Below are 25,733 nucleotides of genomic sequence, written 5' to 3'. Positions count from 1 at the left end.
CACCTTGATAGGGGATTTCATGCACATCATTTTGCTCAGCCGCCGCCATGGTGCGGCGCGCTCGCTCAGCCTTGATGTTCGCTGGCTGGTCGCTGGCGCGCTGTTGCTGGTCGGCGCGACTTTGGCCGGTGGTGTTACGGTCGGCGCCTTATGGGCGCCGCAATCGGATGCTTCGGTTCAGCATACCGCCGAGGTTTCCCAGGCGCTCGATGAGCAGCGCGCCGAAGTCGGGGCCGTGCGTCTCGATGCTCAGCGCCAGCTCGATGCCTTCTCCGCCCATGTGGCCGAACTGCAGGCGCGCCTGACCCGGCTCGATGCTCTGGGCGAGCGCCTCACCGAGCTGGCCGACCTGGATGCCAGTGAGTTCGACTTCTCGCTGAACGTTGGTCAGGGCGGTCCGGATGACGCGCTGGGCGCCTCGGCCTATGCGCCGCCCTCGTTTATGACCACTCTGGATGAGCTGAGCCTGCGTATGGACAGCCGTGAGCAGCAGCTCGAAGTGCTCGAGCAACTGCTTGCTGATCGGCGTCTGGGGGAGGCCGAGTACCTGGCGGGTCGGCCGGTGCTGCAGGGCTATATGTCGTCGCCTTTCGGCCGGCGTAGCGATCCGCTGACCGGGCGCCTGAGCATGCACAAGGGCGTGGATTTCTCCGCCAAGGCGGGCAGTGATGTGGTCGCCGTGGCAGCCGGTGTCGTCACCGCATCGGATCGTCGTAGAGGGTACGGCAATACGGTGGAAATCAGCCATGGTGACGGTTATGTCACCCTGTACGCGCACAACCAGCGTAATCTGGTTGCCGTTGGTGACCTAGTCACCCGTGGTCAGGCCATCGCCAAGGTGGGAAGCACGGGGCGCTCAACGGGTTCCCATGTGCATTTTGAGGTCAGCAAGGATGGCCGTCTGGTCAATCCCGCTATCTACATTGCCCGCGTCACTGGCGTCGAATAACGCCGCTTTCCTCATGTTCGTTTCCGGGTAGAATGCCCCCTTCGCACGCAGCCATGAAGGCTGCATGGGCGACTCACGGGGCCGCCCTCCATCCATACGCGTGGAAGATCCTGTCGATATGTTTGCGCCTTTGTTGAAAAAACTCTTTGGAAGCAAGAACGAGCGTGAAGTCAAGCGCATGCTCAAGACGGTCACGGCCGTCAATGCCTTCGAGGAGAAGATGCTTGCGCTCTCGGATGAGCAACTGCGTGCCAAGACTGAAGAATTCAAAGCGCGTCTGGCCAAGGGCGAGACCCTCGACCAGTTGCTGCCCGAGGCGTTCGCCGTGGCCCGTGAAGCGGGCAAGCGCGTTATGGGTATGCGCCACTTCGACGTTCAGTTGATCGGCGGCATGACCCTGCACGAGGGCAAGATCGCCGAGATGCGCACCGGTGAGGGTAAAACCCTGGTGGGCACCCTGGCGGTGTACCTCAATGCGCTGGAAGGCAAGGGCGTGCATGTGGTCACGGTGAACGACTACCTGGCCCGTCGTGACGCCAACTGGATGCGCCCGCTGTACGAATTCCTCGGTCTGTCGGTGGGTATCGTCACGCCGTTCATGCCGCCGGAAGAGAAGCGCGCGGCCTATGCTGCAGACATCACCTACGGCACCAACAACGAATTCGGTTTCGATTACCTGCGCGACAACATGGCGTTCAGCCTGGAAGACAAGTTCCAACGTGAGCTGAACTTCGCCGTGATCGACGAAGTCGACTCGATCCTCATCGACGAAGCCCGGACCCCGCTGATCATCTCCGGTCAGGCCGAAGACAGTTCCAAGCTGTACATCGAAATCAACAAGTTGATTCCGCTCCTCAAGCAGCACATCGAGGAAGAAGAGGGCGTAGTCACCCAGGAAGGCCACTACAAGATCGACGAGAAGACTCGTCAGGTCGAACTCAACGAGGCCGGGCATCAGTACATCGAGGAGCAACTGAGCGAAGTCGGCCTGCTGGCCGAGGGTGAGAGCCTCTACTCGGCGCACAACCTGGGTCTGCTGACCCATGTGTATGCCGGCCTGCGCGCGCACAAGCTGTTCCACCGCAACGTCGAATACATCGTGCAGAACAACCAGGTGCTGCTGATTGACGAGCACACCGGCCGTACCATGCCGGGCCGGCGTCTGTCCGAGGGCCTGCACCAGGCCATCGAAGCCAAGGAAAACCTGCCGATCCAGGCCGAGAGCCAGACCCTGGCCTCGACCACCTTCCAGAACTACTTCCGCCTCTACAACAAGCTGTCCGGCATGACCGGTACGGCCGATACCGAAGCGTTCGAATTCCATCAGATCTACGGTCTGGCGGTGATCGTGATCCCGACCAACCGGCCGCTGGCGCGCAAGGACTTCAACGACCTGGTCTACCTGACCCAGGAAGAGAAGTACGCCGCCATCGTTACCGACATCAAGGAATGCCAGGCCCAGGGCCGGCCGATCCTGGTGGGCACGGCGACCATCGAAAGCTCCGAATACGTGTCGCGCCTGCTCGACCAGGAAGGCATCGAGCACAAGGTGCTCAACGCCAAGTTCCACGAAAAGGAAGCCGAGATCATCGCCCAGGCCGGTCGTCCGGGCGCCCTGACCATTGCCACCAACATGGCCGGTCGTGGTACTGACATCCTGTTGGGCGGTAACTGGGAAGTCGAAGTGGCTGCCCTGGAAAACCCCACCGACGAGCAGGTCGCGCAGATCAAGGCCGATTGGCAGAAGCGTCACCAGCAGGTGATCGAATCCGGTGGTCTGCATGTGATTGCTTCCGAGCGTCACGAATCACGCCGCATCGACAACCAGTTGCGTGGCCGCTCCGGTCGCCAGGGCGACCCGGGTTCGAGCCGTTTCTACCTGTCGCTGGAAGACAGCCTGATGCGCATCTTCGCCTCTGACCGGGTGAAGAACTTCATGAAGGCTTTGGGCATGCAGGCCGGTGAAGCCATCGAGCACCGCATGGTCACCAACGCCATCGAGAAGGCCCAGCGCAAGGTTGAAGGCCGTAACTTCGACATGCGCAAGCAGTTGCTGGAATTCGATGACGTGGCCAACGAGCAGCGCAAGGTGATCTACCACATGCGCAACACGCTGCTGGCTGCCGACAACATCGGCGAGACCATCAGCGAGTTCCGCAGCGATGTGCTCACCGGCATCATCAACGAGCACATCGCGCCGCAATCGCTGCCTGAACAGTGGGATATCGCCGGGCTGGAAGAGGCGCTGTACACCGGCTTCGGTCTGCGTTTGCCGATCCAGCAGTGGCTCGACGAAGACGACAAGCTCTACGAAGAAACCCTGCGCGAGCGGATTCTCGAGACCCTGGTAACGGCTTACAACGAGAAAGAAATCGAGGCCAGTGCCGAGGCCCTGCGCACCTTCGAGAAGCAGATTCTGCTGCGCGTACTGGACGACCTGTGGAAAGACCACCTGTCGACCATGGACCACCTGCGCCACGGCATTCACCTGCGCGGTTATGCGCAGAAGAACCCGAAGCAGGAGTACAAGCGCGAGTCCTTCACCCTGTTCCAGGAACTGCTCGACTCGATCAAACGCGACACCATCCGCGTGCTGTCGCACGTTCAGGTGCGCCGCGAAGATCCGGCCGAAGAAGAGGCGCGTCTGCGCCGTGACGCCGAAGCACTGGCCCAGCGCATGCAGTTCCAGCACGCCGAGGCCTCGGCCCTGGCTGAGCCGGCGGCAATGGCTGAAGAGGGTGATGTGGCCGTCGCCACTGCGCCGGTACGTACCGAGCAGAAGGTCGGCCGTAACGAGCCTTGCCCTTGCGGTTCGGGTAAAAAATACAAGCATTGCCACGGTCAGATCGGCTGATCTGAGTTGACTGTGGCAGGGGCGCTAGCTGTGATAGCTATTGCCTCGACAACGCCGCGAACGGTCTGACCGTTCGCGGCGTTTTACCATCGACTTTCATTGCTGCATCGCACAAGGAGCGCACTCTATGGCTGTTGGTCTTGGCCCGCTGTCCACCCTGCACCCGGTCCCAGGTTTCGAGCTGGGCATTGCCTCCGCCGGTATCAAGCGCCCTGGGCGCAAGGATGTGGTGGTGATGCGCTGCGCCGAAGGCTCCAGCGTGGCTGGGGTTTTCACCCTCAATGCGTTCTGCGCCGCGCCAGTGATCCTGGCGCGCAAGCGGGTGCTCGGCGGTGCAGTACGCTACCTGTTGACCAACACCGGCAATGCCAACGCCGGCACCGGCGAGCCGGGCCTGCACAATGCCGCGCGTACCTGCGCCGCCCTGGCCCAGTTGGCCGGTGTGGATGAAAGCGCAGTGCTGCCGTTCTCCACCGGGGTGATCGGTGAGCCGTTGCCGGTCGAGAAGATCGAGGGCGCGCTGCAGGCCGCGTTGGACAACCTGGGCGAAGGCAACTGGGCCGATGCAGCCATCGGCATCATGACCACCGACACCCTGCCCAAGGGCGCCAGCCGCCAGTTCGTCCACGAGGGCGTCACCGTCACCGTTACCGGCATCAGCAAGGGCGCCGGCATGATCAAACCGAACATGGCGACCATGCTCGGCTACATCGCCACTGACGCCAAGGTCGCCCAGGGTGTGCTGCAGGACCTGCTGCGCGATGCGGCGAACAAGTCGTTCAACCGCATCACCATCGACGGCGATACCTCGACCAACGATTGCTGCATGCTGATCGCCACCGGCCAGGCGGCTGTGCCGGAAATCACCCAGGCCAACGGCGAGCTGTTTGCCCAACTGAAAGCCGCGGTGTTCGAGGTGTGCATGGAGGTGGCCCAGGCAATCGTGCGCGACGGCGAAGGCGCGACCAAGTTCGTCACTGTCGAAGTCAACGGCGGCGCGACTCATCAGGAATGCCTGGATGTCGGCTATGCCGTGGCCCATTCGCCGCTGATCAAGACCGCGCTCTTCGCCTCCGACCCGAACTGGGGGCGCATCCTCGCCGCGGTCGGTCGCGCTGGCGTGGCGCAGCTGGATGTCAGCCTGATCGACGTCTACCTCGGTGAGGTGTGCATCGCCAGCAAGGGCTGCCGCGCTGCCAGTTACACCGAGGAGCAGGGCGCAGCGGTGATGGCTCGTGAGGAAATCACCATTCGCATCGAGCTTGGCCGTGGCACCTGCAGCGAAACCATCTGGACCACCGACCTGTCCCACGAGTATGTGAAGATCAACGCCGAGTATCGCACCTGATTCGAGCGCTCTGACGATCTGCATTCCCGCTGCTTATGGCCCCATAAGCCGCGGGAATTTGCTATTCGGGGTATGGCCTTTTAAGGTCGGGCAGACCCTTCTGCAGTGAGCGTGGCCCATGTCTCTGACTCTGGTTATCGGCAACAAAACCTATTCGTCCTGGTCGTTACGGGCGGCGTTGGCCATGGAGCTGGCGGGCGCTGAGTACCGTGAGGAACTGATTGCCCTGGATCGAGCTGATACTCGCGCAAGGATCCTGCAGCACTCGCCGACCGGCAAGGTGCCACTGCTGCTCAGCGAAGACGGCGCGATCTGGGACTCCCTGGCGATTGCCGAATACCTGGCCGAGTGTTTCCCCGCTGCCCAGCTGTGGCCCCAGGCTCGCGCTGCCCGGGCGTTGGCGCGCAGTGCCTGCGCCGAGATGCACAGCGGCTTCGTCGCCTTGCGCAGCCACCTGCCGATGGATCTCAAGCGCAGCCAAGCGCTCGCCGCCATACCGGCCGATGCCGAGGCGGATATCCAGCGTATCTGCGTCCTGTGGGCCGAGTGCCGGCAGCGCTTCGGCCAGGACGGCCCTTACCTGTTCGGCCAGCCGAGCCTGGCGGATGCCTTCTTTGCGCCCGTGGCCGCGCGCTTGCGCAGCTATCAGGTGGCGCTGCCGGCAGCGGCGGCCGCCTATGTCGAGACGATCTATCAATGGCCGGCGTTCCAGCGCTGGTATCAAGCCGCCCAGGAGGAACAACTGGCGTGAAGCGTATACATGTAGCCGCCGCAGTGATTCGCGGTGCCGACGGGCGCATCCTGATTGCCCGGCGCGGCGAGGATCAGCACCAGGGCGGGTTGTGGGAGTTTCCCGGTGGCAAGGTCGAAACAGGGGAGCAGGTGCAGGCTGCGTTGGCCCGCGAGCTGGAAGAGGAGTTGGGCATTCGCCCGACCAGCGCCCGCCCGTTGATCCAGGTGCGTCATGACTACCCGGACAAGCAGGTGCTACTGGATGTCTGGGAGGTCTCGGCGTTCGACGGTGAGCCCCATGGCGCCGAAGGCCAGCCGCTGGCCTGGGTCAGCCCGCGACAGCTCAATGATTACAGCTTTCCGGCGGCCAATGCGCCCATCGTCATGGCCGCGCGGCTGCCAGCGCAGTACCTGATCACCCCGCAGGAGCTGTCGCCCGATGCGCTGATTCGCGGTGTGCGCGCGGCGCTGGCGGCGGGTATCCAACTGATTCAGCTGCGTGCACCGGGCATGTTCGATGCCCAGTACCGCGACCTGGCCCTGGATATTCAGGGCCTGTGTGCCGGCAAGGCGCAACTGATGCTCAAGGGCCCCCTGGAATGGCTGGGGGATTTTCCCGCGGCCGGCTGGCACCTGACTGCCAAGCAGTTGCGCAAGTACGCTGAGCACGGTCGACCCTTCCCGCTGGAGCGTCGCCTGGCAGCCTCCTGCCACAGTATCGAGGAGCTGCAACTGGCTACGCGCATGGGCGTGGACTTCATCACCCTGTCGCCGGTGCAGGCCACCCAGACCCATCCTGACGCCGTGCCCCTGGGCTGGGCGCAGGTGGCGGACTGGCTGCAAGGTGTGAATATGCCTGCCTATGTGCTGGGCGGAGTGGGGCCGGGCGATCTGCAGCAGGCCTGGTCGGTGGGCGCCCAGGGCGTCGCCGGGATACGCGCGTTCTGGCCAGCGGATAAGGCCGGTTGATGGGCGTCAGCCTGGCAGGCAACTGTGTGGGGCGAGTGTGGCGCGCTGAAGCCTTATGACCTCGGTTTTCACGGTTATTCTGCCGGTCTTCGCGCTGATCCTTGTCGGTTTCGCCTGCCGTCGCCTCAGCGTGCTCGGCCCGGGCGCCGCCTCGGAGATCAACCGCATGGTGGTCTGGCTGTGCCTGCCAGCGCTGTTGTTCCAGGCCACGGCCACCACCGCCTGGTCGACGCTGTGGGAACCGCGTTTCGTGCTGGTCTACAGCCTGTCGACCTTGAGTGTGTTCGTCGTTACGCTGCTCTGGCGCCTGCGCCGCATTGGCCTGGCCGATGCCAGCGTGCAGGGCCTGGGCGCCGCCTATGCGAATACCGGCTATATGGGCATCCCGCTGTGCCTGATGGTGTTCGGCGATGCTGGCTTGCCGCCCGCATTGGTCGGCAGCCTGGTGGTGATCTGCGTGCTCTTCGCCCTGGCCGTGGTGTGCATCGAGGTGGCCCTGCAGAGCGAGAAACACCTGGGCCGTGCTGTGCTCAAGGTCGCTCTGGCACTGGCGCGTAATCCGCTGGTGGTGGCGCCGCTGCTCGGTGGTCTGTGGGCCATGGGTGGGCTGCCGCTACCGGTCCCGCTGCAGCGGTTTCTCGAACTGTTGGCTGCGGCCACGGCGCCCTGTGCGCTGATCGCCCTTGGCCTGTTCCTGGCACAGAAGCAGCCGCAGTCGGCCCAGGATAGCCATGCCCTGGTGGCGCTGAAGCTGGTGGCTCACCCGCTGATTACCTGGGTGCTGGCGTTTCACCTGCTACCGCTGCCACCGCTGTGGGCGTACTCCGCACTGTTGCTCAGTGCGCTGCCGACGGGAACGGGGCCGTTTATGCTGGCCGAGTTTTACCGGAGGGATGCCTCTGTGGTGTCACGGACGATTCTGCATTCGACCCTGGGCGCGCTGCTGACCCTGTCGCTGTGCCTGTACCTGATCGAGCGGCAGGGCGGGCTTACGCCCCTTTGACGCCGGCACCTGGGCTGCGGCCTAATGCGCGCCTGCTCCGCGAGACCGCCCATGACCGTCACTGCCCGTTCGCCTTCCAATATGCGCCCCAGCACCCTGCACCTGCCGCCTGGCAACTGGAGCACGGTGCTCGATTGCCTGTGCGCGCATTTCCCGGCAATCGAGCGGGCTGTGTGGCTGGAGCGCATGGCCCGTGGTCGTGTATTGAGTGCCGATGGCACCCCGCTGACCGCCGAGCATCCGTACCGGGCCGGGCTCAAGGTGCATTACTTTCGTGAAGTGCCGGCAGAAACGCCGATCCCGTTCGAGGCCCAGGTGCTGCATGTTGATGAGCATTTGCTGGTGGTCGATAAGCCGCATTTTCTGCCGGTCATGCCCTCGGGCAGCTATGTCGAGCAGACGTTGCAGGCGCGTTTGACCCGCGAGCTGGGTAACGACGACCTGGTGCCGCTGCACCGCATCGACCGGCATACCGCCGGACTGGTGCTGTTCTCCACCAACCGGGCCAGCCGTGGCCTGTACCAGGCGCTATTTCGCGAGCGGCGCATCGACAAGCGCTATGAAGCCCTGGCGCCGGCCCTGCCACAGCTGGCCTTCCCGCTGCTGCGCCACACCCGTCTGGGGCCGGGCGAGCCGTTCTTTCGCATGCAGGAGGTCGATGGCGTTCCTAATAGCGAGACGCGCATCGAGGTGATTGGGCGGCTGGAGGAACGCTGGCATTACGCGCTTTACCCGGTGACCGGCAAAAAGCACCAGTTACGCGTGCACCTGGCGGCGCTGGGTGCACCTATCCTCAATGACCCGTTTTACCCGCAGGTGACGGCTACCCCGGACAGCCCCGACGATTACAGCAAGCCGCTCAAGTTGTTGGCCCACAGCCTGGCCTTCAGCGACCCGGTGACGGGCCAGGCCCGCCAGTTCGAGAGTCGCCTCAGTCTGTTTTGAGCGGCGTAACCGGTGATTGTGGCGTCTCACATCAAGTGTCGGTCAATGCCAGGCTGCGTGGGAGAGACTGGGCGGCGCTCCGCTTTAGCCGCGACGCTTTCAGCGTTTTCAAGATATATCGCGAATAAATTCGCTCCTACAGAAAGCGACAAATGATCCGTGTTGCGACACTAGTCTGTGGTTTTTGGCGCGGCCTGCCAGAGGATCTCGGCGATGCCCTGGCGCCGGGCGATCAGCCGGGCGGCGACGAACAGCAGGTCCGAGAGGCGGTTGACGTAGGCCAGGCCGATGGCGCGTAACGGCTCCACCGCGTTGAGGTGCTGGCAACGGCGCTCGGCACTGCGGGCCAGGGCTCGGCAGACGTGGGCCTGGGCGATCAGACGGGAGCCGCCGGGCAGGATGAAGTTCTCCAGCGGGCCGACTTCCTCGTTCCAGCGGTCGATAGCCGCTTCCAGGCGCTCCAGTTCCTGGGGCTGCAGGGCTTGATACTCCGGCATCGCCAGCTCGCCGCCGAGGTCGAACAGGCGGTGCTGACAGGGTTCAAGCACCTCGATCAGCTCATCCAGACCGGCGCAGTCAGCCCGCGCAGTCTGTAGCTCGGCCAGCAGCAGGCCGAGGTGGCTGTTGAGCGTGTCGACCTCGCCCATGGCATCCACGCGCGGGTGGTCCTTGGTTACGCGACGGCCATCGGCCAGGCCGGTTTCGCCACCGTCACCGGTGCGGGTGTAGATTTTTGACAGGCGATAGCCCATGGTCATGACCTCTTCTGGGGGGCGCCAGCCGCCAGCGGCAGGCGCAGGGTGAAGCAGGTGCCTTCGCCGAGTTTCGACTGCACCTCCATCTGCCCTTTGTGGTTGTTGGTGATGATGAAGTAGGACACCGACAAGCCGAGCCCGGTGCCTTCGCCCACCTCCTTGGTGGTGAAGAACGGCTCGAAGATGCGCTTGCGCACGACTTCCGGCATGCCCATGCCATTGTCCTCGACCTGCACTTCGGCCCAGTTCGGCAGCAGCCGCGTACGCAACACGATGCGCCCTGGAATGTCGCTGTCCGGCCGCTGGTGGATGGCCTGGGCGGCATTTTTCAGCAGGTTGAGCAGCACCTGTTCCAGTTCATTGGCGGTGCCGGGGACTGGGGGTAAGGCGGGGTCGAATTCGCGTTCGATGACCAGGCTCTTGAAGTCGAAGCTGTCGGTGAGGTCGAAGTCGTTGCTGGCGATTTCCACGGCCTGGTCGATTACCGCCGGCAGCTCGCAGGGTGCCAGTTGGCGGTCGCTGCGGCGGCTGAAATTGAGCATGTGGCTGACGATTTTCGCCGCGCGGGTGCCGGCCTGCTGAATGCCGTCGAGCAGTTGCGGGACCTCGCGGGCCACCAGGTAGCGGTCGATGGCATCCAGGCTGACCTGCGTCTGCTCTGCCTGTTCGCGGTTCTTCTCCAGGCCAGGCGATAGACGCCGGCGAATGTTCTGCACGTTGTGCAGGATGGCGCCGAGCGGGTTGTTGATCTCATGGGCCATGCCGGCGGCCAGGCCACCGACCGAGAGCATTTTCTCCGACTGCACCATCATTTCTTCCAGGCGCAGGCGCTGGGTGATGTCGTCGATACGGATGACCACACCGCGACCGGTGCCACCCATCAGCGGGTAAAAGGTCAGGGCGTAATGGTGCGGGCCGTCATCGCCGGGCCAGGTGACACGCTCGATCTTCTCGACCTGGTGTTTTTCAGCGGTACGCTTGAGGTGCGGCAGGTAGGGCTTCAAGTGCGGGAAGGCGAGGAAGATCGGCTGGTTGAGCACCTCGTCGATGGCGTTGCCGGAGAGTGCGCTGGCCTCCTGGTTCCACTGGGTCACGTAGAGCTCCTCGTCCAGGGCGATCAGTGCCGAGGGCATGGAGTCGATGATGCTGTTGAGGTAATTCTGAAAGCCGGTGAGCTTCTTCTCGATCTTGCTGCGCACCTGCACTTCCAGCTCCAGTTTGCGGTTGGAGTGGCGGGTTTCTTCGGCCAGGTTCTGCGCCTTGTCATAGGCGCCCTGGGCCTCGTCGCGGGCGCGCTTGAGTTGCTGCTCGCGGGCCTCGATGCGTTCGAGCATGGTGTTGAAGGCTTCGGCCAGGCTACCGAGTTCATCACGGTTACCGCGCTTGGCGCGCAACGCGTAGTTCTCCTCGCGGGTGACCTGACGCGACAGCTCTTCAAGTTTGCGGATTGGTTTGGTCACCAGGCGACGAATCTGCCGGGCGACCACCAGCCACAGCACCACGCTGAGCGCGAGTATCACCAGGCTGGCGGTCAGGGTGCCGGTGTAGAAGGCCCCCGGCAGTTCGCTGGAGGCGACCAGCAGGAGAAAGCCGGACTGGCGACCCGGTTGTGGCAACTCGACCACCTGGTTGGCGCGGAACTCGCTCAGGCGCCAGCGCTCCAGGTCGGCTACGCGCGGCGGCAGTTCAAGCATGCCGCCGCGTTGCAGCTCGGCCAGCAGCAGGCCCTGGTTGTCGTAGATCGCCGCGGCGCGCAGCGGTGCATAATCGTCCAGGCGTTGCAGCAGGCCTTGGGCGGCATCGGCCGAGCTCAGGGCTTCCTGGCTCAAGGGTGGGCTGGCGATCAGCCGGCCGAGGGTGTGCAGCGCCTGGGGCGCGACGCTTTCCTGGGAGATCCAGTAGGCCGCGCTGATAAAAGCCAGGTTGGCCACCAGCAGCACGGCGGTCAACAGCACCAGCAAGGCGGCGAGCAGCTTGCGGCCGACAGGAAGGTTTTCGAGGCGCTGGCGCAGCGGCATGGCAATCGGATTCGACAAAGGGGAACGGCAGGGTAACGCGCGGCTCAGTGGCGCGGCAATCCGCGTGCTGTCAGGTGGTCGAGCAGGCGCTGTTGCAGTGCCTGGAGATGGGGCAGGTCGAGCGCCTGTGCATGGGCCTGGGCGCAGGCGTAGCCGAGCAGGTAGCTGATTTCGGTGCGTTGCCCGCGACTGACGTCCTGGTGCATCGAAGAGTAATTGGCGGCCGTCGCCTGGATCACTCGCATTACCTCCGCCAGCAGGCCTTCGGCGGCAGCAGCCTGGCCACTGGCGCGCAGCAGTTGCGCCAGTTCATCACAGAGTGTGGCCAGCGCGTCGGGGTAGTCGAGCAGGCCGCCGTTGCGGCAGTCGTGCAGCACGCTCAGGGGGTTGATCGCGCAGTTAAGTGCCAGTTTGCGCCATAGGCGGCTGAGGATATCGGCTGTCCAGGTGTGCGGGATGGCGGCGTTGTCCAGGCTGGCCAGCCAAGCGGGGGCGGTGCTGGCCTGGCCGTCACCGAGCCAGGTATGGCCCTGGCCGGCAAAGACCACCTGCCAGGGCGCCGGGCGATAGGCGCCCTCGGTACTGGAGGCGAGCATGCAGCGCGCCTGGGGCAGCGCCCGGGCGACCTCGTCCTGGCTGCCCAGGCCGTTCTGCAGCAGGATTACCTCGGCACCTGGTAGCAGGTGAGGTGCCAGGCGCTCGGCCACGGCTGGCGCATCATAGGCCTTGCAGGCCAGCAACAGGCGTTGGATGGGCGGCGCCTGCTCAAGGGTCGTGGCAGGAATGGGGTAGTGCTGCGGCTGGTCGCGCTCAATCAGGGTCAAACCGCCGGCACGCTGGTAGTCGGCCAGGCGCGCTTCGTTACGCAGCAGCAACTGCACGCTTTCGCCAGCGCGGGCCAGGCGCGCGGCCCACAGGCTGCCCAGGCTGCCGGCCCCGAGAATGTGCCAGACGGCCATCAGTTCAGCGGCAGGCGCATGGCGGCGACGCGGCCACTGCCATAGGAGTCGGGCAGCAGGGCCATGGCGTGGTTGATCAGGGTCTCAGGGATAACGGGCAGCCCTTTGCTGTCCAGCCCCACCAGACTGATGCCGGCCTTGAGGCTGATAAAGCCTTCGCTGGTCTTGAAGGCCTTGAGGTTGATGCCCTCGTGCAGGCGTTTGAAGCTGCTTGGCGAGCACTCCTGCAGATCTTCGATCAGGGTGATCAGGGCGAAGTGGCCGTCATCCAGGCGCACCAGCACATCGAGCGGGCGCACCAGTTGCTGCAGGCGCCGAGCGACCCCGTGCAGCAGCTCGTTGTAGAACAGCTGGCCATACTGCTGGCGCAGGGCGTCGGCGTCTGCCAGACCGATCAGCAGATAGCAGAGCGCGCCACCGCGCGATTCGATCTGGCGCAGGCTGTCGTGCAACTTTTGCAGCAGGTAGCGGGCATTGCCCAGGCCGGTCAACGAGTCGACCAGGTTGCGTTGTTCCAGGCTGGCGATATTGCCGGTGAGCAGGCGATTTTCCTGCAGCAGGCGCTGCAGGGTGTTGCACAGACGGTCGGCGGCGTAGACGCGCGGCACCAGTTGCTCGTTCATCGCCGCCTTGCTGATGAAGTCATCGACGCCGCGGTCGAACGCCTCGCCCAATACGTTTTCACCCTCCTTGCCGGTCAGCAGGATGACGTAGGTGTAGTGATCGGTCATTTCATCCAGTTGGCGAATGTGTCCGGTCAGGGCCAGGCCGTCCATTTCCGGCATCAGCCAGTCGGCCAGCACCACGCTGGCCGGGCGCTGCTCGAGCAGGGCGATGGCTTCGGCCGCGCTGCTGGCGAAGCGCACGTCCTGATAGCTCGCCTGGCTCAGGGCACGGCCGATCATGGCGCTGGAGAACTTGGCGTCGTCCACCACCAGGATGCTGAGATGGGGGTTGGGCATGGAGGCAGGCTCGTGAGGGGGATCGCGAAGCCCGGAAACGTCGCCGGGCAGTGTGTGTCACTACGGATATATAATGGCCGGGTGTTTTTATCGTCAAGCCAGGTGTTTCCCGCCCGTGAGTCGGGTTGCACCGTCTATCTGGAGGAAACCCATGCCCTCATTCGACGTGGTGTCCGAACTGGACAAACACGAAGTGACTAATGCTATCGACAATGCCATGAAGGAACTTGAGCGCCGTTATGACTTGCGTGGCAAAGGCAGCTTTGAACTCAAGGACCTCACGGTCAACCTGACTGCCGATGCCGATTTCCAGCTCGAGCAGATGGTCGAGATTCTCAAGCTCAGCCTGGTAAAGCGCAAGATCGACGTGCAGTGCCTGGAGTTCAAGGATGCCTATCCGTCCGGTAAGAGCGTCAAGCAGGAAGTGATCCTGCGTGAAGGTATCGACAAGGAGCTGGCGAAAAAGATCGTCGCGCACATCAAGGACATCAAACTCAAGGTCCAGGCCGCCATCCAGGGCGAGCAGGTACGGGTCACCGGCAAAAAACGCGATGACCTGCAGGAAGCCATTGCTGCGCTGCGCGTGAAAGATTTTGGTATGCCGTTGCAGTTCAACAACTTCCGCGACTGATCCCCGCTGCGCGGAACCTGCGTGCCTTGAGGGCACACCAAGGTTCAGGCCTTGTCCGCCGGTAACGGGTGCAACGTGCCCGTTACCGCATTCACTGTGGCGCTGCCGCGCGTCATTCGCACAGGAGAATTACCCATGGATTTAAACGCTGAGCTCGATCAGCTCATTGCCACGTCGCAAACCTGGATACCGATGCTGGTGCAGTACGGTAGCCAGGTGCTGTTGGCCATCGTGACCCTGCTGATTGGCTGGTGGCTGATCAACAAACTGAGCGACCGAGTCAGCGCGCTCCTGGCCCTGCGCAATACCGATCAGGCCCTGCGCGGTTTTATCAGCAGCTTGGCCGGGATCGCCTTGAAGATCATGCTGGTGGTCAGTGTGGCTTCAATGATCGGTGTCGAGACCACCTCGTTTATCGCGGCCATTGGTGCGGCTGGCCTGGCCATCGGCCTGGCGTTGCAGGGCAGTCTGGCGAACTTTGCTGGCGGCGTGCTGATTCTGCTGTTCCGTCCGTTCCGCATTGGTGACTGGATCGAGGCCCAGGGTGTGATGGGCACTGTCGACAGTATCCAGATCTTCCACACCGTGTTGCGCACCGGCGATAACAAAACGGTGATCGTGCCCAACGGCAACCTGTCCAACGACACCATCATCAACTACAACCGTCAGCCAACGCGGCGGGTGATTTTCGATGTGGGTGTCGATTACGAGGCGGACCTGCAGAAGGTGCGTGAAGTGCTGCTGGAGCTGGCCAAGGACCCACGTGTGCTGGCCGAGCCAGGGCCGCAGGCGGTGGTCACGACCCTGGGTGACAGCGCAATCACTGTTTCCCTGCGTGTATGGGTGCAGACCGCCGATTATTGGGATGTGATGTTTATGCTCAATGAGCATGCCCGTGATCGCCTGAAGGACGTCGGCATCGGTATTCCGTTCCCGCAGCGCGTGGTGCACATGATCGCCCCGCAAGCCTGAATACGCCGTCGCCCCATGGGCGGCGTTGGCTAACGCACGGCATCCTGAGGCTCAGGGTGCCGTGCGTTTTTTGTTTGGTCAGCGTCTCACTGGGCGGCGTTGGTGCGCGCGGCGCACCCTACGGGTTAAGCCCGTGGTCTTGAGCCCGTCTCTGCTTCCGGCTCGATGGGCACCAGGGCGCCATCACGGCGTTCGCGGCGCCACTGCAGGGCGATCAGTATCAGGGTCGGCACGCCCAGCAGAGCGGTGACCAGGAAGAACTGGGCATAGCCGAGCTTCTCCACCATCACCCCGGAATAACCGCCGATCAGCCGTGGCAGCAACAGCATGATCGAGCTGAGCAGCGCGTACTGGGTGGCCGAGAACTTGAGGTTGGTCAGGCTCGACAGGTAGGCGACGAACGCCGCCGTGGCCAGGCCGGCGCTGAAGTTGTCGGCGCTGATGGTGACGATCAGCATTTGCAGGTGCGGGCCCATGTCGGCCAGCATGAGAAACAGCAGGTTGGTCGCCGCCGAGGTGGCGCCGCCGATAAACAGAATCGGCAGAATCCCGAAACGTACGATCAACAAACCACCGATACCCGCGCCGAGCAGGGTCATGACCAGGCCGAACAGCTTGCTGACGCTGGCGATCTGGTCCTTGGTGAAGCCCTGATCGATGTAGAACACGTTGGCCATCACGCCCATGACCGTGTCCGACATGCGGTAGGTGGCGATCAGCCCGAGCAGTAGCAGGGCTTGCCAACGGTAGCGCAGGATGAAGTCGTTGACCGGCGTCAGCACCGGCGCCAGGCCACGCCGACCCATGGTCGACAGGCACAGGCTGGTGAGGATGGCGTAGAGCAGGGCACGCAGGAAGGCGCGGTCTTCCAGCAGCAGATCGAGCAGGCTCGCCTGGCCATTGATCACGCTTTCGAAGTCGGTGTTGTAAAGCTGGGTGAACAGCGCCGGGACCGACACCAGCAGCACAATCAACACCAACACCGAGGCGATCTGGTGGCTGAAACCATAGCGCCCGGCGGCCAGTTGGGTGCGCAGCGGCACAGCCGGTTCGCGCATCCACAGGCTGGTCAGCAGGCCCGGCAGCATCAGCAGGGCGAACAGCAGGTAGGTGCCTGCCCAGGCGGCGTGCTGGTACAGCAGTACGGTGGAGCCGAAGCCCTCGGCAAAATACAGCGCACCGGCAGTGGCGAGCAGGGCGGCGACCCGGTAACCGGCCATATAGCTGGCGGCGAGGGCAGCCTGGCGGGTGTCGTCGACGATTTCCAGGCGGTAGGCGTCCACCGCGATGTCCTGGGTGGCCGAGGCGAAGGCCACCAGCACCGCCAGGGCGATCAGCCAGGTGAGGTGGGTTTGCGGGTCGCACAGCGCCATACCGGCCAGACCAATGGCAATCAGCACTTGTGACAGCACCAGCCAGGAGCGGCGCCGGCCCATGCGTCCCAGTAGCGGCAGGCGCCATTGGTCGAGCAGCGGCGACCAGACCCATTTGAAGGCATAGGCCAGGCCGATGAGGCTGGCGAAGCCGATGGTTTCGCGGGCCACACCGGCCTCGCGCAACCACACGGACAGCGTCGAGAACACCAGCATGTACGGCAAACCGGCGGCGAAGCCGAGCAGCAACAGCACCAGGGTGGAAGGACTGGAGTAGGCGTCGAGGGCTTCGCGCCAGCTTTTTCTAGGCATTGAGAGGGAGTTGGGCCGACCTGATAAAGGGCGCACTCTAACCGCTGTGCTCCATTGGACGCCAGCCGTGGCGACGGATGTCCACCCGATCCTGGTTAACCAGGATGCCTTCGGCGCGCAGGCGGGCGCGTTGCTCCTCCCCGGAGGGCGTACCGCTGGCCAGGCTTAGCCGGCCGCTGGCGGCAATTACGCGGTGCCAGGGCAGGCTGGAACCTTCCGGCAGTTGGCTCAGGGTGCGGCCCACCCAGCGCGCGGCACGGCCCAGGCCCGCCAGTGCAGCGAGCTGACCATAGCTGACCACGCAACCGCTGGGCACCTGCGCCAGGGTCAGGTAGAGCGCCTGGCGACGGTGGTCGGCCCCGGTTTGCATACTCTCGAGTTGCTCTTGCGTCATTCCCCGCCCCCTCACTGTTGCCTTCTGTAGGCAGAATATCGCCATCTTGGGCTCAAACAATCCTTTGACTGCCCCACAACGGCGTTCGGTGGCGGCTGGCATCGCTTGGTGCGCGCGGCGCACCCTACTTGGCTAAGTAGCACTGTTTGTCCTCTGCAACACACTATGGATACATAGCGAAAAAACAGTCCATAAGCCTGAACTTGGGGTTATTCCGTCGGTCATTGCTTGCTCAGCCGCCGCGCTTGCGCATAATGCCCGGCTTCCTTCGCCAACCTAATCAGTGACCACCCGTCATGTTTCCCAGAACCCTGCTGTGCCTGGCCCTTTCTGCGGCCGTTACCCCTGTACTGGCCGATACCGTGTGGTTGAAGAATGGCGACCGCTTGACCGGTACCATCAAGTTCTTCGACGGCACCAAACTGCTGCTGGAAACCGATTACGGTGGCTCGATCCCGCTGTCCTGGAAAAAGATCGCGACCCTGGAAAGCGATCAGGAGTTGCTGATCAAGGAAGGGCAGATCTCCGGTGAGCGCGCCAAGTCCCTGTTGGCGGCCGAGTCGGGCAAGGTGACGCTGGCTAACGGCGATGCGCCACGGACCATCGAGCTGGCCAGCATTCAGCAGATCATGAAGCCCAAGCCGCTGGTCGAAGACCTGGTGATCACCGGTAACATCGATGCCGCGCTGGATTACAAACGCGCAGAAAACGACACCGATGACTACGACATCGACTTCAAGACGCAGATGCGCCATGGCCTGTGGCGCCACAATGCCACGGCTGGCTACAACCGCGAGCTGCGCGACGATGTGGTGACTACCGACAACTGGAGCACCGAGTACGCCCTGGACCGCTTTATCGACGAGCACTGGTTCTGGCAAGGTCGCCTGGAATACAAGCGCGACAAGATCGAAGACCTGGCGCGTCAGCGCACCGTGGGTACCGGTCCGGGTTATCAGTTCTGGGACAACGAGCTGGGCGCCTTCTCGGTAGCTGGCCTGGTCAACCGCGGGGACTATGAGTTCGCCAACGGTGAAAAGGACAACTTCTATTCGCTGAGCATGAAGTGGGACTACAACCGCTACTTGCTGGGCAAGACCGTCGAGCTGTTCAGCGATGGCGAAATCGGCAAGCCGCTGGCCAATGCCGCCGATTACACCTTCGATGCAGCCGTCGGCCTGCGCTACAAGGTCACTGACTGGGCGTCCTTGAACGTCAAGGCCGAGCGTGACCTGGTCAATGGCTCGGAAGGCGAGCTGGATGAAACCCGCTACAGCCTCGGCTTTGGTGTCGGCTGGTAAAGCCTTCGCTTGACCCTGAACGAAAACGGGGCGCTCAGTGAGCGCCCCGTTTTTGTTTACGGCAGGGTTTAGATGCGGAAGCTGTCGACCAACTGCTTGAGGCGCTGGGCCTGTTGCTCCAGGTCGCCGCAGGCGCGCAAGGTGGCGTTGAGGTTTTCCACGCCTTCCTGGTTGAGGGTGTTGATCTCGGTGATGTCCATGTTCAGCGACTCGATCACCGAAGTCTGCTCCTCGGTGGCGGTGGCCACGGACTGGTTCATGCCGTCGATCTCGCCGATGCGCTGGGTCACGCTGCCCAGGCGCTCACCGGCCTGGTTGGCGATCACCACGCTTTCCTCGCTGTAGCGCTGGCTCTCGGTCATGGTGCTGACCGACTCACGGGAGCCGACCTGCAGCTCCTCGATCATGGTTTCGATTTCCTGGGCCGACTCCTGGGTGCGGTGGGCCAGGCTGCGCACTTCGTCGGCGACCACGGCAAAACCACGACCGGCTTCACCGGCACGGGCGGCCTCGATGGCGGCGTTCAGCGCCAGCAGATTGGTCTGCTGGGAGATGCTTTTGATCACCTCGAGAATCTGACCGATGTTCACCGTCTTGCCGTTAAGCGTCTCGATATGGCTGCAAGAGGCGCGGATCTTGCCGGACATATTACAGGCTGCCACCTCGTTGACCTGGCGGGTGGCCGAGGACACTTCACGGATCGAGTTGTGGATGCGCTCGACGAACTGGTTGAACGACTTGGCCAGGGCGCCGAACTCGTCGTTGGACTGGATGCTCAGGCGCTTGGTCAGGTCACCTTCGCCCTGGGCGATGTCCTGCATGGCTTTGCCCATGACGGTCAGCGGCTGCATCAATACGCGGATCAACATGCTCAGCAGGATGATGATCAGCACCACGGCAACCAGGGTCGCGACCAGGGCTGAAGCACGAAACTCGCTGAGTGCGGCGTAGGCCCCTGCTTTATCGACCGACAGACCGACATACCACTTCACCGACGGCAGGCCTTCGATCGGGGCGAAGGTGAGAATGCGCATGCCGTCCTCGCCAATCGACTCGCTGAGTTCACTGCCGATGCGCGGGGTATTTTCGGGATAGAGGTCCTTGAGGTTCTTCATCACCAGGTCCTTGTTCGGGTGGACCAGGATCTTGCCGTCGGCGCTGACCAGGAAGGCGTAGCCGATGCCGTCGAAATCCAGCGAGTTGATAATGTTGATCAGGGTGTCGAGCCCCAGGTCACCGCCGACAACACCTGCGGGTTTTGCAGGGGTAGCGATGGTGATCATCTGCACCCCGGTTGAGGCGCTGAAGTAGGGTTCTGTCAGCGTGGTGCCCGCTGCCGTGTTGGCTGCGATATACCACGGCCGTTTGCGTGGGTCGTAGTCGGCCGGCATGTCGGTGTATGGGCGCTTGGTGAAGATGCCGTCGGTACTGCCCAGGTAGGTAAAAATGAAGGTCGAGGTCAGGGCCTTCTGCTCAAGCAGGCTAACCACGCGTTGCGGTGCTGGATCCTGGGCGATTGACTGGGCAGCACTTTCCACCAGCAGGATGCGACCTGACAGCCAGTTCTGGATGTTATTGGCGGTTACCTTGCCCATTTCATGCAGGTAACTCTCAAGGTCGGCGCGGATCGCCTTGCGTTGCAGATAATCGTTGTACAGGGTGAACAGCGAGAACGCTGCAATGACCACAAGAGAGGCGGCGAGCAGGATCTTGTGGCTGAACTTGAGGGCGTTGGTCATGGGGCTTACTTCCGATGAGATCTGGCACCAGTTTAATGCCGGCGTGCGGCTGATAGTCGCACTACGCGGTGGCGTTTCCTATGTCGACATGGGGACCGTAAAGCTTGAATGAGGCTGGGCTGGCAAAATGCCGGTATGCGACGCCATTCATAATGGACGCACGGGCAAAGAATCAAGCGTCGCAACTCATTGCAGCGTATTGCCGAAACGAAAACGGGGCGCTCAGTGAGCGCCCCGTTTTGTTTACGGCAGGGTTTAGATGCGGAAGCTGTCGACCAACTGCTTGAGGCGCTGGGCTTGTTGCTCCAGGTCGCCGCAGGCGCGCAGGGTGGCGTTGAGGTTTTCCACGCCTTCTTGGTTGAGGGTGTTGATCTCGGTGATGTCCATGTTCAGCGACTCGATCACCGAAGTCTGCTCCTCGGTAGCGGTGGCCACGGACTGGTTCATGCCGTCGATCTCGCCGATGCGCTGGGTCACGCTGCCCAGGCGTTCGCCGGCCTGGTTGGCGATCACCACGCTTTCCTCGCTGTAGCGCTGGCTTTCGGTCATGGTGCTGACCGACTCACGGGAGCCGACCTGCAGCTCCTCGATCATGGTTTCGATTTCCTGGGCCGACTCCTGGGTGCGGTGGGCCAGGCTGCGCACTTCGTCGGCGACCACGGCAAAGCCACGACCCGCTTCACCGGCACGGGCGGCCTCGATGGCGGCGTTCAGCGCCAGCAGGTTGGTCTGCTGGGAGATGCTTTTGATCACCTCGAGAATTTGACCGATGTTCACCGTCTTGCCGTTAAGCGTCTCGATATGGCTGCAAGAGGCGCGGATCTTGCCGGACAGATCGTTCATCGCCTTGATGGTTTTTTCCACCACCTGGCGGCCGTCTTCGGCTTGCTGACGCGCTTCAGATGCTTGGTTGGAGGCATCGGCGGCGTTGCGTGCGATCTCCTGGGCGGCCGCGCCCAGCTGGTTGATCGCCGCGGCCACGCTGTGGGTGCGGTTGGACTGCTCGTCGGAATTGATCATCGAGGCGTTCGAGGCGCCGACCACCAACTGCGCAACCTCGTTTACCTGGCGGGTGGCCGAAGAAACTTCACGGATCGAGTTGTGGATGCGCTCGACGAACTGGTTGAACGACGTGGCCAGGGCGCCGAACTCGTCGTTGGACTGAATGCTCAGGCGTTTGGTCAGGTCGCCTTCGCCCTGGGCGATGTCCTGCATGGCTTTGCCCATGGTTTTCAGGGGTTGCATCAGTACGCGAATCAGCATGCTCAGCAAGGTAATGATCAACACCACCGCAATCAGCGTGGCGACGGCAGCAGACCAGCGAAACTCGTCCAGCGCGGCGTAGGCCTGGGCCTTGTCAACGGACAGACCCACGTACCATTGCACATCGGGCAGCCCTACTACCGGGGCGAAGGTCAGCAAGCGTTGCTCGCCGTCCTGGTCCACCTCGGTGAGCTTGCTGTCGAGGCCGATGGTGATGTTGGGGTAGAGGTCACGAAGGTTCTTCATCACCAGGTCGGCCTGGTGGTGAACCAGCACAGTGCCGTCCTTGCTGACCAGAAAGGCATAGCCAAGCTCGCCGAGCTCGATGGAGTTGATGATCTTGACCAGGGTATCCAGGCTCACGTCACCGCCGGCCATACCAAAGGGCTTGCCGTCTGGGCCTCGTACCGGTGCGATGGGCGAAATGACCAGGGTATTGGTGATCTGATCGACATAGGGCGCGGTGAGGATGGCGCGGTTGGCCGCGACGGCGTCCTTGTACCAAGGGCGTGCGCGCGGGTCGTAGTCGGCCGGCATCTGCGTGGGCGGGCTGGAGAGAAAACGCCCGTCGCTTTGCAGGCCGACATAGGCCGAGAGAAAAGCGTCTTTGTACACCGGGCGCGAGATAACCTCTTGCAGGTCTGCGCGGGCGATCGCCAGCTCCAGGTTCTGCGCTAGGCTTTCGACCAACAGGATGCGTCCCGACAGCCAACTTTCGATATTGCCTGCCGCCGCCTTGCTGGCCTGGCTGAGGTTGCTCTGCAGCTCCAGCTGGATGCTATGGCGCTGGCGGCTGTCGTTGTACAGGCTAAACAGTGCGAAGGCGACCGTGACTACCAGGGTCGCGGCCAGCAAAATCTTGTGGCTGAACTGCAGATTTCTAATCATGGCACCTTGTGTCCATAAGTCTCTAGAATCGGTTTTTGGCGGGATTGCCAACGCGTTACTGGCAGCAGGTGAGGGCTAATCGGCCATTGGCCGGCGGCTTTATCGGCATAGGGCCTGCAAAGCTTTAATTTCAGGGGGCGGAATATGTCTTTGGATCAGCAATTCATTTTGGGTGCTGATGGCGATGGTCACGCTGTGGGTCAGTCTCTGCGCCTGGCCAACCGCCACGGGCTGATTGCCGGTGCTACCGGCACCGGTAAGACGGTAACGCTGCAGCGATTGATCGAAACTTTCAGTGATGCCGGCGTGGCGGTGTTTGCCGCTGACGTCAAAGGCGATCTGTGTGGCCTGGGCGCCGCCGGTGCGCCCAGTGGCAAGGTCGCCGAGCGCATCGCCAGCATGCCCTGGCTGGCGCATCAGCCTGGCGCTTACCCGGTTACCCTCTGGGATATTCACGGCAAAAGCGGGCACCCGCTGCGCACCACCCTGAGTGAAATGGGCCCACTGCTGTTGGGCGCGCTTTTGGAGTTGACCGATAGCCAACAGGCAGCGCTGTATGCCGCCTTCAAGGTGGCTGACCGCGAAGGGTTGTTGTTGCTCGACCTGAAAGACCTCAAGGCTCTGCTCGGCCACCTCAAGGACAACCCGGCAGTGCTCGGTGAAGACGCGGCGCTGTTCACCAACACCTCGGCACAGGCCCTGTTACGACGCCTGTCGAGCCTGGAACAGCAGGGTGCTGATGCGTTATTCAGTGAGCCCGCGCTGCAGCTCGAAGACCTGCTGCACCCGGATCGCGACGGTCGCGGCCGGGTTCACCTGCTCGACGCCAGCCGTCTGGTGCACGAAGCGCCCAAGGTCTATGCGACCTTTTTGCTGTGGCTGCTGGCTGAACTGTTCGAGCAACTGCCCGAGCGTGGCGATGCCGACAAGCCTGTATTGGCGCTGTTCTTCGATGAAGCGCACCTGCTGTTCGACGGCACGCCCAAGGCGTTGCAGAACCGTCTGGAACAAGTGGTGCGGCTGATTCGCTCCAAGGGCGTGGGCGTGTACTTTGTCACCCAGTCGCCGAGCGACCTGCCGGATGATGTGCTGGCGCAACTGGGACTGCGTATTCAGCACGGCCTGCGTGCATTCACCGCCAAAGAGCAAAAGGCCCTGCGCGCGGTGGCCGATGGCTTCAGGCCCAACCCACAGATCGACACCCTGGCGGTGCTCACTGAGCTGGGCATCGGCGAAGCACTGGTCGGCACCCTGGAGGCGCGCGGCACGCCAGCGATGGTGCAGCGCGTCGCGATTGCCCCGCCGCAGTCGCGCATCGGCCCGCTGAGCGAGACAGAGCGTGCGGCGCTGATCCGTCAGTCGCCCCTGGGCGGGCGCTATGACCGCGCTTTCGACCGCGAGTCGGCCTACGAAGTGTTGGCGGCCCGTGCTGCCGACGCGCAGCAGAGCGCGGCGCATGCAGCGCCTGCGGCAGAGTCGGCGCCAGGCCTGGGCAGTGCGGCCGGCGAGTTGCTCGGCAACCTGGCCAGCCAGGCAATGAAAACCGCCGTGCGCCAGGTGGCCAACCAGATAGGTCGGCAACTGGTGCGCGGGCTGATGGGCTCATTGCTCGGTGGCAAGCGGCGCTAGGGTCTGTTCCCGTTTCGTCGCAAGCCGCGTTGCTGCGAAAAATCTCGCCAGGCCGGGCGGCGTTCCGCTAGGCGGAGGACGCAGGGAATGGTTGTTCCCTTGCCAAGTCCTCCAACACCGCATGGCGAGATTTTGCGCGCAACCCAAAGGGCCGGGCCCGTTTTAGCGCGATGCGGCGTTTCTCGATGGCTCATTTAGCCCACTAAACTTCGCATCTCGTGCCTTGCCTCGCGCTAAAACGGGCTCCGGCGCGGCCGCGAACGAAACGGGAACAGACCCTAGGCGCTGTTGCCGGATCGCTTGCGGAAGTAGGGTGCGCTGTGCTCACCGGCGCCAGCGGCAGTTTCCAGTTGCGCGGGGCGCACCCTACGCCATCCTGGCTTCAGCATAAGATCCGACTGGGCGGGTTCAGCGTGAGGTTTCGCTGTCTTTTGCCAGGTCTTTTTCGATTTTCTCGATTTCTTTCTCGAAGGCCTGGTCCAGCAGGCTGGCCTTCTTGCGCCACGGCTTGCGCTCGGGATCCGGTTGAGCGGCGTAGGTCATGACTTCCCCGCCGTATACATCCTTGTAACGCTGCGCCTGGCGCTCAAGTTCGGCGCGCAGTTCGTCTTTCGTCACGTAAATTTCCAAGGGTTGAAGGCTGTGGTGACAACGCGGGGCGCTTGCACCGCTGTAACGGTCACCGGAAGTTGGTAGGCAGGTCGACACTTGCGGCTGATGCTGCCTGCGCCGCGCGCTTGCTTTTGTGGTCTGCGCTGCGGCAACGAGGCGCAATTATCGCGAACACGGCGTAAATGTCCAGTTACTGGACGTTCGCGGCGTGCTGGTTATCGAGGCCAGGTCGATAGTGCAACGTTAAAGTCAGGTGCGCCTCTTCACCTTGCTGCAGCAGGCGCAGACCGGGCTGGCCAGGCAAGTGGTGGGCGTTGACCGGGTGGCTGACCGGCTCCAGGCAGAAGAATGGCCGTTCGACCGGGCAAAACAGCAGGTAACAATCGCTGCCTTCGGCCTGGCAGTCGATGCGGTAGCCCAGGTCGGGTTGCAGAATGCTCGCACTGCCGTCCCAGCCGGTAAACGCGTGGTCGACCAGGCTGTCGGGCAGCGGCGCGGCCTGGTGAAAGTCCCAGGCGGCGGGTACGGGCTGCTGCTCACGGGACAGCTGTTGTTCATCACTCAGCCAGACCTGCTGCGCGCTCACTTGCAGCTGGGTGTGAGCGGTGCGGGTGATATAGAGATGCAGACCCAGGCCGTGCCAGTTGGCGCGGGCATCGAGGTGGCGCACGCGCAGCGCGATGTGCAGGCGGCCTTCATGTAACTGGATGCGCTGCTCGGCGTGGTAGGCGAAGGGCACCTGGCTGTCGAGCGTCAGGCAGACACTGTCGGCCTGCTGCTCGCTGACCTGCCAGGGCTGCTGCCAGGCGCTGCCGTGGATGGGCAGGGCATCACCGGGGGAGTTGGGTTTGAGGGCGAACCAGCCATCTGGTGTCTGGTAGCCACCAGCGCCGATGCGGTTGGACCAGGGCAGCAGCGGGTAACAAGCCAGGCGCCGCGCCGTGTTTGCCGCCAGGGCCTCGGCGTCGCTGTGGCGCAGCAGGGCATGGCCGCTGTCGCGGGTTGTCCAGTTGACCAGGCTGCCGCCACAGGCGGGGGCCAGGGTCAGGGTGGTCAAACGGTCGTGAAGCTGAATAAGCGTTGCAGGCATGTCCGGTCCTTATGAAAGATAGTGCACAGATTTTT

At 63.1% G+C, this 25,733-nt stretch carries 20 protein-coding genes and 3 pseudogenes; 11 read left to right on the top strand and 12 right to left on the bottom strand.

The window, feature by feature from the left end; all coding sequences use genetic code 11:
* The first annotated feature begins 19 nt into the window (after window positions 1-19).
* The 7 genes from BMW49_RS10420 (at window position 20) to BMW49_RS10390 (ending at window position 8,800) form a co-directional block, all read left to right on the top strand.
* Complete coding sequence (locus BMW49_RS10420) at window positions 20-949, top strand: M23 family metallopeptidase (RefSeq protein WP_069518105.1); 930 nt, start codon at window positions 20-22, stop codon at window positions 947-949.
* A 118-nt stretch (window positions 950-1,067) separates the two neighbouring features.
* Entirely contained in the window at window positions 1,068-3,803 is a 2,736-nt protein-coding gene (gene secA / locus BMW49_RS10415) for a preprotein translocase subunit SecA (RefSeq protein WP_069517828.1), read from the top strand.
* A gap of 127 nt (window positions 3,804-3,930) precedes the next feature.
* Window positions 3,931-5,151, top strand: a complete 1,221-nt coding sequence (gene argJ / locus BMW49_RS10410) for a bifunctional glutamate N-acetyltransferase/amino-acid acetyltransferase ArgJ (RefSeq protein ID WP_069517826.1) — start codon at window positions 3,931-3,933, stop codon at window positions 5,149-5,151.
* Between the two features lie 118 nt (window positions 5,152-5,269).
* A complete protein-coding gene (locus BMW49_RS10405) occupies window positions 5,270-5,902 on the top strand; it encodes a glutathione S-transferase family protein (protein ID WP_069517824.1) in 633 nt (210 codons plus the stop codon).
* The gene (locus BMW49_RS10400) at window positions 5,899-6,852 is read left to right on the top strand and encodes a Nudix family hydrolase (RefSeq protein WP_069517822.1); all 954 of its coding nucleotides are present in this window, start codon (window positions 5,899-5,901) and stop codon (window positions 6,850-6,852) included. The genes BMW49_RS10405 and BMW49_RS10400 overlap by 4 nt, the downstream gene beginning before the upstream one ends.
* Window positions 6,853-6,907: 55 nt before the next feature.
* A complete protein-coding gene (locus tag BMW49_RS10395) occupies window positions 6,908-7,855 on the top strand; it encodes an AEC family transporter (RefSeq protein WP_069517820.1) in 948 nt (315 codons plus the stop codon).
* A 51-nt stretch (window positions 7,856-7,906) separates the two neighbouring features.
* The gene (locus BMW49_RS10390) at window positions 7,907-8,800 is read left to right on the top strand and encodes an RluA family pseudouridine synthase (protein ID WP_069517818.1); all 894 of its coding nucleotides are present in this window, start codon (window positions 7,907-7,909) and stop codon (window positions 8,798-8,800) included.
* Between the two features lie 170 nt (window positions 8,801-8,970).
* Here BMW49_RS10390 and BMW49_RS10385 read toward each other — a convergent pair whose 3' ends face one another.
* The 4 genes from BMW49_RS10385 to BMW49_RS10370 are packed head-to-tail and all read right to left on the bottom strand — an operon-like array spanning window position 8,971 to window position 13,494.
* Complete coding sequence (locus tag BMW49_RS10385; protein ID WP_069517816.1) at window positions 8,971-9,552, bottom strand: cob(I)yrinic acid a,c-diamide adenosyltransferase; 582 nt, start codon at window positions 9,550-9,552, stop codon at window positions 8,971-8,973.
* A 2-nt stretch (window positions 9,553-9,554) separates the two neighbouring features.
* Window positions 9,555-11,573, bottom strand: coding sequence for a HAMP domain-containing sensor histidine kinase (locus tag BMW49_RS10380; protein ID WP_069517814.1), 2,019 nt, complete (start codon window positions 11,571-11,573; stop codon window positions 9,555-9,557).
* A gap of 44 nt (window positions 11,574-11,617) precedes the next feature.
* Window positions 11,618-12,535 (bottom strand): putative 2-dehydropantoate 2-reductase, encoded by a 918-nt coding sequence (locus BMW49_RS10375; protein WP_090390930.1) that lies wholly within the window; start codon window positions 12,533-12,535, stop codon window positions 11,618-11,620.
* Entirely contained in the window at window positions 12,532-13,494 is a 963-nt protein-coding gene (locus BMW49_RS10370) for a GGDEF domain-containing response regulator (protein WP_069517809.1), read from the bottom strand. The genes BMW49_RS10375 and BMW49_RS10370 overlap by 4 nt, the downstream gene beginning before the upstream one ends.
* Before the next feature lie 151 nt (window positions 13,495-13,645).
* On the opposite strand from BMW49_RS10370, the gene BMW49_RS10365 reads away from it, so the two are divergent.
* Together BMW49_RS10365 and BMW49_RS10360 are read left to right on the top strand one after the other, a co-directional pair.
* Window positions 13,646-14,125, top strand: coding sequence for a YajQ family cyclic di-GMP-binding protein (locus BMW49_RS10365; protein ID WP_069517807.1), 480 nt, complete (start codon window positions 13,646-13,648; stop codon window positions 14,123-14,125).
* A 135-nt stretch (window positions 14,126-14,260) separates the two neighbouring features.
* The gene (locus BMW49_RS10360; RefSeq protein ID WP_069517805.1) at window positions 14,261-15,097 is read left to right on the top strand and encodes a mechanosensitive ion channel family protein; all 837 of its coding nucleotides are present in this window, start codon (window positions 14,261-14,263) and stop codon (window positions 15,095-15,097) included.
* A gap of 125 nt (window positions 15,098-15,222) precedes the next feature.
* On the opposite strand, the gene BMW49_RS10355 is transcribed toward BMW49_RS10360, so the two are convergent.
* Window positions 15,223-16,782 (bottom strand): AmpG family muropeptide MFS transporter, encoded by a 1,560-nt coding sequence (locus BMW49_RS10355; RefSeq protein ID WP_069517803.1) that lies wholly within the window; start codon window positions 16,780-16,782, stop codon window positions 15,223-15,225.
* 37 nt (window positions 16,783-16,819) lie between these two features.
* Entirely contained in the window at window positions 16,820-17,176 is a 357-nt protein-coding gene (locus BMW49_RS10350) for an MGMT family protein (protein WP_069517801.1), read from the bottom strand.
* A 296-nt stretch (window positions 17,177-17,472) separates the two neighbouring features.
* On the opposite strand from BMW49_RS10350, the gene BMW49_RS10345 reads away from it, so the two are divergent.
* On the top strand, window positions 17,473-18,477 hold the full coding sequence (locus BMW49_RS10345) for a DUF481 domain-containing protein (protein ID WP_069517799.1): 1,005 nt from the start codon (window positions 17,473-17,475) through the stop codon (window positions 18,475-18,477).
* 68 nt (window positions 18,478-18,545) lie between these two features.
* Here the strand turns inward: BMW49_RS10345 and BMW49_RS25595 are convergent.
* The 4 genes and pseudogenes from BMW49_RS25595 to BMW49_RS25580 all read right to left on the bottom strand — a co-directional run.
* Window positions 18,546-19,052 (bottom strand): annotated as a pseudogene (locus tag BMW49_RS25595) (methyl-accepting chemotaxis protein); the annotation flags it as partial.
* Between the two features lie 144 nt (window positions 19,053-19,196).
* Window positions 19,197-20,216 (bottom strand): annotated as a pseudogene (locus tag BMW49_RS25590) (HAMP domain-containing protein); the annotation flags it as partial.
* A 255-nt stretch (window positions 20,217-20,471) separates the two neighbouring features.
* The gene (locus BMW49_RS25585; RefSeq protein WP_425272761.1) at window positions 20,472-21,236 is read right to left on the bottom strand and encodes a methyl-accepting chemotaxis protein; all 765 of its coding nucleotides are present in this window, start codon (window positions 21,234-21,236) and stop codon (window positions 20,472-20,474) included.
* A 93-nt stretch (window positions 21,237-21,329) separates the two neighbouring features.
* Window positions 21,330-22,367, bottom strand: a pseudogene (locus BMW49_RS25580) (HAMP domain-containing protein); the annotation flags it as partial.
* A 144-nt stretch (window positions 22,368-22,511) separates the two neighbouring features.
* Between BMW49_RS25580 and BMW49_RS10330 the strand changes: the two are divergent.
* Complete coding sequence (locus BMW49_RS10330) at window positions 22,512-23,996, top strand: helicase HerA-like domain-containing protein (protein WP_069522266.1); 1,485 nt, start codon at window positions 22,512-22,514, stop codon at window positions 23,994-23,996.
* Between the two features lie 408 nt (window positions 23,997-24,404).
* Here BMW49_RS10330 and BMW49_RS10325 read toward each other — a convergent pair whose 3' ends face one another.
* Both BMW49_RS10325 and BMW49_RS10320 read right to left on the bottom strand, forming a co-directional pair.
* On the bottom strand, window positions 24,405-24,614 hold the full coding sequence (locus BMW49_RS10325; RefSeq protein ID WP_069522268.1) for a hypothetical protein: 210 nt from the start codon (window positions 24,612-24,614) through the stop codon (window positions 24,405-24,407).
* 184 nt (window positions 24,615-24,798) lie between these two features.
* Window positions 24,799-25,698: an aldose 1-epimerase gene (locus tag BMW49_RS10320; protein WP_069522270.1), complete on the bottom strand. Its 900-nt coding sequence runs from the start codon at window positions 25,696-25,698 to the stop codon at window positions 24,799-24,801.
* Window positions 25,699-25,733 lie beyond the last annotated feature (35 nt).

This window comes from Pseudomonas cuatrocienegasensis (assembly GCF_900110925.1).
Lineage (GTDB): Bacteria > Pseudomonadota > Gammaproteobacteria > Pseudomonadales > Pseudomonadaceae > Aquipseudomonas > Aquipseudomonas cuatrocienegasensis.
The sequence above is the reverse complement of the archived record's forward strand: the minus strand, read 5'-3'. Positions and strand labels throughout refer to the sequence as shown.

Coding starts and splice junctions, on each gene's coding strand:
- BMW49_RS10420 (WP_069518105.1), top strand. CDS start 20: ATGCACATCATTTTGCTCAGCCGCCGCCATGGTGCGGCGCGCTCGCTC.
- secA (WP_069517828.1), top strand. CDS start 1,068: ATGTTTGCGCCTTTGTTGAAAAAACTCTTTGGAAGCAAGAACGAGCGT.
- argJ (WP_069517826.1), top strand. CDS start 3,931: ATGGCTGTTGGTCTTGGCCCGCTGTCCACCCTGCACCCGGTCCCAGGT.
- BMW49_RS10405 (WP_069517824.1), top strand. CDS start 5,270: ATGTCTCTGACTCTGGTTATCGGCAACAAAACCTATTCGTCCTGGTCG.
- BMW49_RS10395 (WP_069517820.1), top strand. CDS start 6,908: ATGACCTCGGTTTTCACGGTTATTCTGCCGGTCTTCGCGCTGATCCTT.
- BMW49_RS10390 (WP_069517818.1), top strand. CDS start 7,907: ATGACCGTCACTGCCCGTTCGCCTTCCAATATGCGCCCCAGCACCCTG.
- BMW49_RS10385 (WP_069517816.1), bottom strand. CDS start 9,552: ATGGGCTATCGCCTGTCAAAAATCTACACCCGCACCGGTGACGGTGGC.
- BMW49_RS10380 (WP_069517814.1), bottom strand. CDS start 11,573: ATGCCGCTGCGCCAGCGCCTCGAAAACCTTCCTGTCGGCCGCAAGCTG.
- BMW49_RS10370 (WP_069517809.1), bottom strand. CDS start 13,494: ATGCCCAACCCCCATCTCAGCATCCTGGTGGTGGACGACGCCAAGTTC.
- BMW49_RS10365 (WP_069517807.1), top strand. CDS start 13,646: ATGCCCTCATTCGACGTGGTGTCCGAACTGGACAAACACGAAGTGACT.
- BMW49_RS10360 (WP_069517805.1), top strand. CDS start 14,261: ATGGATTTAAACGCTGAGCTCGATCAGCTCATTGCCACGTCGCAAACC.
- BMW49_RS10355 (WP_069517803.1), bottom strand. CDS start 16,782: ATGCCTAGAAAAAGCTGGCGCGAAGCCCTCGACGCCTACTCCAGTCCT.
- BMW49_RS10350 (WP_069517801.1), bottom strand. CDS start 17,176: ATGACGCAAGAGCAACTCGAGAGTATGCAAACCGGGGCCGACCACCGT.
- BMW49_RS10345 (WP_069517799.1), top strand. CDS start 17,473: ATGTTTCCCAGAACCCTGCTGTGCCTGGCCCTTTCTGCGGCCGTTACC.
- BMW49_RS25585 (WP_425272761.1), bottom strand. CDS start 21,236: ATGATCAATTCCGACGAGCAGTCCAACCGCACCCACAGCGTGGCCGCG.
- BMW49_RS10330 (WP_069522266.1), top strand. CDS start 22,512: ATGTCTTTGGATCAGCAATTCATTTTGGGTGCTGATGGCGATGGTCAC.
- BMW49_RS10320 (WP_069522270.1), bottom strand. CDS start 25,698: ATGCCTGCAACGCTTATTCAGCTTCACGACCGTTTGACCACCCTGACC.